Annotated in this window: 5 protein-coding genes and 1 CRISPR repeat array; all 5 genes read right to left on the bottom strand. The window is 43.5% G+C overall.

Features of this window, described 5'->3' with window-relative positions; genetic code table 11:
• Nucleotides 1-508: 508 nt before the first annotated feature.
• Entirely contained in the window at nt 509-1342 is an 834-nt protein-coding gene (locus D0S45_20050; GenBank protein TIH11478.1) for a Retron-type reverse transcriptase, read from the bottom strand.
• Complete coding sequence (gene cas1, locus D0S45_20045) at nt 1326-2324, bottom strand: CRISPR-associated endonuclease Cas1 (GenBank protein ID TIH11477.1); 999 nt, start codon at nt 2322-2324, stop codon at nt 1326-1328. The genes D0S45_20050 and cas1 overlap by 17 nt, the downstream gene beginning before the upstream one ends.
• Nucleotides 2321-2623 (bottom strand): CRISPR-associated endonuclease Cas2, encoded by a 303-nt coding sequence (gene cas2, locus D0S45_20040; GenBank protein TIH11476.1) that lies wholly within the window; start codon nt 2621-2623, stop codon nt 2321-2323. The genes cas1 and cas2 overlap by 4 nt, the downstream gene beginning before the upstream one ends.
• 18 nt (nt 2624-2641) lie before the next feature.
• Nucleotides 2642-2959, bottom strand: a complete 318-nt coding sequence (locus tag D0S45_20035) for a hypothetical protein (GenBank protein TIH11475.1) — start codon at nt 2957-2959, stop codon at nt 2642-2644.
• 318 nt (nt 2960-3277) lie between these two features.
• A CRISPR array of direct repeats spans nt 3278-4138; the repeat unit is 36 nt; unit sequence GTTGAACGATTCCGCACAATGACAGCGGATTGAAAC.
• Between the two features lie 86 nt (nt 4139-4224).
• Nucleotides 4225-4430: hypothetical protein (locus tag D0S45_20030; GenBank protein TIH11474.1), on the bottom strand; the 206-nt coding region annotated here is incomplete at its 5' end.

Here is a 4430-nt window from a genome sequence, read left to right as displayed (position 1 = left end):
ATTCCTCCGGAAACGTGCTCTACACTTTGAAGAATGGTTCCATGGTCAAAGACAATGGAGATAAGATTTTCTTCAGCGTGAATGATCCTGGGGCGGTTCAGGTAGCGCAGGGATTTGCGCGGATGATGTTTGGGCGGAATGTTAAGGTTTCGGGGAATGAGATTGGGCGCGGAAGGAATTTGGGGGTTGCGAGAGGGGGGGCTTAAATGAAATATGTAATTCAAAAGGTATTTATTTCGTTTACTTTTTATTTTGATAAGTGGTTAGTGTAGCGTGTAACCGGTAAGGTAATTGGTGCTACTTGAAATGAGTGGAAAATCAGGGTATATAAGATGCTAGTTTAGTTGGGGATAAAAATGGGTACCCGTTGAACGATTCCGCATAATGAGAGCGGATTGAAACGTGGTCATAATAGGATATTTCTATCTTCATAAAGTTGAACGATTCCGCATAATGACAGCGGATTGAAATGAGAAAGCCGCCCTGAAATTTGGGGCGGCTTTCTTTATTAGCGGATCTTTTTTCCAAGGAATATGAACTGCTTGTCCGGCGGGATTATACGGGTTTTTCCGGGATGAAGCTCCAGTCCCATCTTCTTCAATAGCTTATCTACATAATTTCGGGCCTTGACCGCTTCTTTTTCCGAGACTGTGAAGACTACAAAATCGTCGGCAAAGCGGACGAAGGGCAGGTTTCTTGCCGATAGTTTGTTGTCAAAAGGTGTGAGGAACATGTTGCAGAGTAGTGGTGATATTATGCTGCCTTGTGGGATGCCCCGGCGTTGCTGGAAGATTCCAGTACGCGGTGTTCCGGTTTTGATCCAATCAAAAATCAGCGACTGGACCGGGCTGTGCGGTACATATTTTTTTACTGTTTTTTTCAATTGCCGATGTGGAATGGAATCGAAGAATTTTGTTATGTCCGCATCGAGTGCCCATTTCATGCCGCACTTTATGAATTCATGGGTTTTGTTCACCGCCATATCTACGGAGCGTCCCGGACGGTAACCATAGCTATCCTGATGGAAAAGTTTTTCCATCTGCGGCGTAAGCACGGACTGAACTGCTTTCTGGGCAAGCTTGTCCCGCAGGAACAAAGCGGCGATTGTCCTCTGTTTGCCTTTAGCGTTTTTTAAGGGGAAGAGCCTGACTGAGCACGGGTGGTATGTGCCGTTGCGAATATCATCGGAGAGCTTCAAGAGGTGCAGGGCAGGGTTCTTTTCCATTTCAGCACGGCTGATTCCTGGCAGCCACATGGCCTTGTCTCCATTTAATTGTTTCCATGCCTTGTTGATAGTTTCAGGGCTGGTAATTTGTTGCAGTAGGTTAGTCATTTCCGGCATCTCCTTCCCAGAGTTTTGTTAAATCATCTATTATTTCGCTTAGGCACTGTTTCATGTTCATTTCTTTTTGCGAATTACACCCCGGTAGTTTTCCCCATTCATGAATTATGGAATGCCATTGGAAATAAAATTCAGAGCGGGCATTTTTGCGCAGGAGGCAAGCTTCGGTGCTGATAGCGAAGTCTCTTAAGGTAAATTTTTCGGTCAGCAGCATGTAGGCATACATGCTTATTGCGGGACGCAGCGGTTCCATGATGTCGAGAGCGAGGCTGTATCTATTTTTGCGGGTGGCGTGGAGAATGCCTATGCACGGATCAAGCCCGTGAAGCATAATTTGGTTGAGTGTTTCAGAATAAACGAGCGTGCTGCACAGGGACAGAAGAGAGTTGAACGGATCAGTCGGCGGTCTACGTATTCTTTTGCAGAAATTCCATTTGGGCGGCAGTAGTTTTGTGTAAAGGGCGTAAAGTGATTTATCAGCTCCGCCTTCTATGCCCATGGTCGAAATTTTTCGTTCTGTGTTGATTAGATTTTGGGAGGCGGTTTCAATGTCTATCTTTGTTTTATTAAATTCATCGGAGAGTCCTTTACTCCTGGCTGAATATTCGAGGCATTCTAATAGGCATTGGGTGGCATGGAATTTTTTGCCAAGAATGAATTTTTGGGCGTTAAGGCTCTGTGAGTATGAATGGTAAGCCTGATGCTGTAGTAGTCGGGCATCAAGTTTGGCATTAAGGCCGGAGCTTATCCAGCATTCACTTCCTTTTCCACGAGAAGGAAGGATCACACAGGGAATATTTCGGCTTGCCAATTCTCTCCAGACAGTGGTTTCAACATGTGCTTTGGAGTATATGACCATTGAACCGATCCGGTTGAAAGGAATTCGTGACTGGCCTCCTTCGGGAAGTTTTATAACGATAGATTTACCATCACGGGTGATTGTTGTTCCAGATTTATCGATAACAAGGGTTGCTGCATTCATGATAGGTACCTCAATAGGAAATTAGAAATTTTTTTTATAAATGGTGCATTGTTTCCTGTGTCATTGAGCCAGATGTCGTTCGCAGACCGGGCCGGGCATATCCAGACCGTGTCTTCTCTCTCATCAATCATTGAGCGTAGTCTTCGTGCTGTGTGCTTCTTTTGTTTCTCAGTTAAGTGGGCAGTAAAAACAGACCTCTGCTCATGAAGGGCAAATTGCTTGAGGTATTTGAATACCTTTACTAATCGTTTGGGGTCGGCAATATCGTAAGTGATTACGAACCATTGTTTTTTATACATTCAGGCCTCCTGAAGGACTTACGTTTTGGCTTTCCGGAAGGAAGGTCTAAATGTCCTGCTAAGCTCGCTGGCCATGATTGCCTTTTTGAGTATGGAGTTGTCAGGGAGGGCCACGATGTCTTCCAAAGAGGTCAACCGGGCCATAAGCAGGCTGTCGTCTTCATCAATAGTGTTTTGTAATTGTCCAAAAAGTTCCTGAGCCTGCCGAAGGGTTAGCCCGCAGATGACAGCGGATTTTTGTCTGGCGATGTTCCATTCATCAAGAATTTTCCAGATTTTGCGGCGAGTCTTGTTATTTGAGATGTCAAACGAGATGAAATACGGTGCCTTTTGCATAGCTGCCTCCTTTTGACTCAATAATCGCGTAAAGAGGTGATGGGTGCAGCTATCGTAAAATTACCAAGTAAAGTTTAATTTTCTGGTTTTATTGAGGAATGTTAATTTTTACGCGATTGCAGTTTTTTGAGGACAATCTTTTTTGAATTCTGGCACAGCTTTCTTTAAGTGTCTGAAAATATACATAAAGTATGTAGCCAGTTTTGGGCGTGTGATTAGTGCTGCGTGTAACCGGTAAGATAATTAGTGCTACTTGAAATGAGTGAAAAAGTGGGGTATATAAGCTATCAGTTTAACTGGGGATAAAAATGGGTACCTGTTGAACGATTCCGCACAATTACAGCGGATTGAAACTTATCAGCCGATGTCTCATCACCATCAATAAGGGTTGAACGATTCCGCACAATGACAGCGGATTGAAACTGTCTGGTTTCTCCATTAACTTCAAGAGTTTCTGTTGAACGATTCCGCACAATGACAGCGGATTGAAACAGTACATTCTGGAATCATGCTTAACGCATACAGTTGAACGATTCCGCACAATGACAGCGGATTGAAACTGTTGACATCCAGCACATTTAGGGCCACCCATGTTGAACGATTCCGCACAATGACAGCGGATTGAAACACCATAACTTTTTACTAAATCGGCGGAACATATAGTTGAACGATTCCGCACAATGACAGCGGATTGAAACACCATAACTTTTTACTAAATCGGCGGAACATATAGTTGAACGATTCCGCACAATGACAGCGGATTGAAACCCTTAACCGGCTATTCTTTTAAAAAATGTTGAAGTTGAACGATTCCGCACAATGACAGCGGATTGAAACTCCGGAATGGAAAGAGAAAAATTTTTCTCCAGTTGAACGATTCCGCACAATGACAGCGGATTGAAACAGATAAGAATTCCAAGTATAGAAGTAAATAAAAGTTGAACGATTCCGCACAATGACAGCGGATTGAAACTTTTAATCTAATAATATAATCAAAATTTATTTTGTTGAACGATTCCGCACAATGACAGCGGATTGAAACTTTGTTATATTTTCCCAATCAAGAAAGATGTAGATGTTGAACGATTTCGCACAATGACAGCGGATTGAAACATAAAAATAGCAACTAAGGTTTTAGCCCAGGTTGAACGATTCCGCACAATGACAGCGGATTGAAACTTTTCTAAATTTCATATTGTCTCTTCGTATAAGAAAAGCTTCAGTACATCAGATGGTCCCCCCTCAGAGTCCATCTGAATTAATTTTTACATTGCCATAGCCAGCGGCAGTGCTCCTGCCTTCATGGATTTTGCCATTTTGATTGTCTGGGACATTTGCTTTTGCACTTCGCCGATTCCGCGCGATTTGTGCAGATCATTGAAGTCGGAGAGACCTTGCTCTTTTTCAGCTTCATTGAATTTGGGGGTTGCCATCAGACCGCCTACGGCCTTGGCTGCTGCTTCGGCTTTTT

Source organism: Marinifilum sp. JC120 (assembly GCA_004923195.1).
Lineage (GTDB): Bacteria > Desulfobacterota > Desulfovibrionia > Desulfovibrionales > Desulfovibrionaceae > Maridesulfovibrio.
Note: the sequence above shows the minus strand (reverse complement) of the source record. Positions and strands in the feature narration are given on the sequence as shown.

Bases quoted from the DNA above. Each gene is read 5' to 3' on its own strand.
- D0S45_20035 (TIH11475.1), bottom strand. From the start codon at position 2,959: ATGCAAAAGGCACCGTATTTCATCTCGTTTGACATCTCAAATAACAAG.
- D0S45_20050 (TIH11478.1), bottom strand. From the start codon at position 1,342: ATGCCGGAAATGACTAACCTACTGCAACAAATTACCAGCCCTGAAACT.
- cas1 (TIH11477.1), bottom strand. From the start codon at position 2,324: ATGAATGCAGCAACCCTTGTTATCGATAAATCTGGAACAACAATCACC.
- cas2 (TIH11476.1), bottom strand. From the start codon at position 2,623: ATGTATAAAAAACAATGGTTCGTAATCACTTACGATATTGCCGACCCC.